General features: G+C 35.6%; 5 protein-coding genes. 4 read left to right on the top strand and 1 reads right to left on the bottom strand.

Going from position 1 to position 2,530, the window contains the following annotated elements; translation table 11 throughout:
• Window positions 1-64: 64 nt before the first annotated feature.
• On the bottom strand, window positions 65-655 hold the full coding sequence (locus QRN68_RS22015; protein WP_285399216.1) for a hypothetical protein: 591 nt from the start codon (window positions 653-655) through the stop codon (window positions 65-67).
• A 140-nt stretch (window positions 656-795) separates the two neighbouring features.
• On the opposite strand from QRN68_RS22015, the gene QRN68_RS22010 reads away from it, so the two are divergent.
• The 4 genes from QRN68_RS22010 (at window position 796) to QRN68_RS21995 (ending at window position 2,496) form a co-directional block, all read left to right on the top strand.
• Window positions 796-1,392, top strand: a complete 597-nt coding sequence (locus QRN68_RS22010; RefSeq protein ID WP_285399215.1) for an SMI1/KNR4 family protein — start codon at window positions 796-798, stop codon at window positions 1,390-1,392.
• Complete coding sequence (locus QRN68_RS22005) at window positions 1,392-1,862, top strand: GNAT family N-acetyltransferase (RefSeq protein WP_285399214.1); 471 nt, start codon at window positions 1,392-1,394, stop codon at window positions 1,860-1,862. The genes QRN68_RS22010 and QRN68_RS22005 overlap by 1 nt, the downstream gene beginning before the upstream one ends.
• 127 nt (window positions 1,863-1,989) lie before the next feature.
• Window positions 1,990-2,265, top strand: coding sequence for a transposase (locus tag QRN68_RS22000; protein ID WP_285399213.1), 276 nt, complete (start codon window positions 1,990-1,992; stop codon window positions 2,263-2,265).
• A 27-nt stretch (window positions 2,266-2,292) separates the two neighbouring features.
• Window positions 2,293-2,496 carry a hypothetical protein gene (locus QRN68_RS21995; protein ID WP_285399212.1) on the top strand — a complete coding sequence of 68 codons (204 nt, stop codon included), beginning with the start codon at window positions 2,293-2,295 and terminating at the stop codon, window positions 2,494-2,496.
• Window positions 2,497-2,530 lie beyond the last annotated feature (34 nt).

Below are 2,530 nucleotides of genomic sequence, written 5' to 3'. Positions count from 1 at the left end.
GAAAAACCCTTTCATCGATCAATAATAAACCTATTTTTTCCTAATCAACACGCCTTTATTTTTATTATAGTTTTTTTGAAGGGCGCCAATTTGTCTGCTGCTCTACATCTTGTTGTTCCATCCAATCAAGGAAATCTTCTGTGCATTGAATATCGTAGTCTAACACAGCTTCATAGACATAAATCGAAGGAAGTATTATAGATTTCTTTAGCAGTTCCTCTTTAATTTTCAAAATATCCTTTCGACTATCTATTGTTAGGGAATCGTTCATTAACGATATTAAATCTCTTGATAACGGTCCATTTCGTGTTTCAGAAAACAGCCACATATCAATATTCCAAATTTCTAAAGGCGTATGCTTATATTGAATTTTAAAATAGTAACCATTAAATGGTGATTCTAAATAATTTCGGTATTTTAACTCTAAAACCTTTGGATTGCTAGTTAGATCCGATAAAATCGACATGGCTTCAGTTGCATTAGGGCTGACACTAAAGGTTTCGATATCGATATCTGGATCCACTAGTAAATCATAGGCTGTAGCTCCAACAACATAAGCTTGTCCGATTTTATTCCATTTTTCTAATAACTCCAATTCGTTTAGAATCGTCAGGGCTGTTTCTTTTCGCTCTTGCGCTCTTTTTAATAGTTCCAAAATTTACACCTACCCTTAAATTAATTTCTAAATCATGTTAGAATACATTATATTTGGCAATTGTTCAATACATTATTATGCAATGAAAATAGCTTTCGTGTTCAAACAACAACTCTTAAAACAGAAAGAAGGAAGAATAGATGCGTACTTTTCATCCGTATTTTAGTGGTTTAATGAAATATTTACCTGAAGAGGAGCAGCTTCAATTACAACGTGCAATAGGAGCAACCGAGTCTCAACTTCAAGCATTGCTTAATGTGTTTCCTAACTGTCCAGAGTCACTTATTAATCTACTTAAAGATGTAAATGGAACATATTATTGTAAACATGGTGAAGAAACGATTTGTGTACTAGTGCTCGGCTCAGATCTTGGTGAATATCCGTATTATCTAAAGTCCGTAGAGCAAATTATTGCAGATTTCCGAGTAAAAGATAGTGAAAGTATTTATGAGCGTTATGAGGATTTTTTAGATTATGTGGAAGTGGATGAACGAATTAATATGCATGTACCGTTAAGAGAACGATTATGCTTTTCAGACTGTATGAACAATGGTGGTACATCCCGTTTGTATATTGATTTTAATCCGAATGAAGGTGGACAAGTAGGGCAAATAATTCGCTACGTTCATGACCCAGATAGCTATGAGGTAATTGCACCGTCCTTTGAAGCATATTTACAAAAGCTTGTTGATACGGAGTATGAATTTACAGCACTTTATGAAGAAGAGGAGATTTGATGAAATTAAAATTTTATGAGGAAAATGATGTTTACTTAATTGATCGATATACCATAACTGAAGACCAGCTTCGATATACGATGTCTCCGAAAGAGAGCATTGAACTAGTGAAACAGGACAAAAATCGTCATGCCATTCTTGTATTAGATGAAGACAAACTCGTAACCTTCTTTGTGTTGCATGAAAATGAGGGTGTCAAGCCATATTCCTCTAACGAACAGGCGATTTTAATCCGCGCCTTTTCGACAGACTATTATGAACAAGGAAAGGGCTATGCAAAAGCGGCATTACAGTTTTTGCCGGACTTTGTTTTAGAGCATTTTCCAACTATCAATGAACTTGTGTTAGGCGTTAATATACCAAACACCGCTGCACAGTCACTTTATAAAAAATGCGGGTTTGTCGATGAAGGAAGGCTGGCAACAGGGCTCAATGGTGAGATTAAAGTGATGAGTCGTTACATAAGGTGAGAGCATAATTGAAAAAATGTATCAGGAACGCTCTGCTTGATAATCAATTGCTTAATTAGGCAAAAAAAACCTGCGAAAAACAGCAAAGAACTGTCAAAATTGAACAAAGTATTGCTAACAGGAACTAGTGTTTAATGTACCTCATCGTCATATGGTGTTTACGATTCCAGAAGAGCTTCGAAATGTGTTCTTTCAGGATCGAAAATTGCAGGAGTTAAGTCAATTAGTTGCTCAAGTATTTGAATATTACCATCAAAATTGTTCTAAGAAACGTCGGCTAAAGCCTGGAATTATTACAGTCATCCATACATTTGGACGAGATTTAAAATATAATCCGCATTTGCATGTGCTTGTTACAGAGGGAGCGATGGATGCTCAGCGTGAATGGTATCCATTAGATTGAATTTCCCTACGAATATTTAAGAAAATCGTGGCAGAAGGTGGTACTAGATTCAATGAAGCGAAGACAGATGATGTGCCAGCCTATGTGATTGGTGAATTTATGGTGGACAAGAAACCAGGAGAAGCTGTGTCACTGGAGTGTCCGTATTGTTCGGGAGAAATGTTTGAAGCTTTTAAACTATATAAATTGCCTTCCGAAGACTTTGTAATGGAGCTATTTATTCCTATTTAAGATTTTGTGAATAACATAATTCGTTGTTGATGTT

Source organism: Lysinibacillus sp. fls2-241-R2A-57, from assembly GCF_030209535.1.
GTDB lineage: Bacteria > Bacillota > Bacilli > Bacillales_A > Planococcaceae > Lysinibacillus.
Note: the sequence above shows the minus strand (reverse complement) of the source record. Positions and strands in the feature narration are given on the sequence as shown.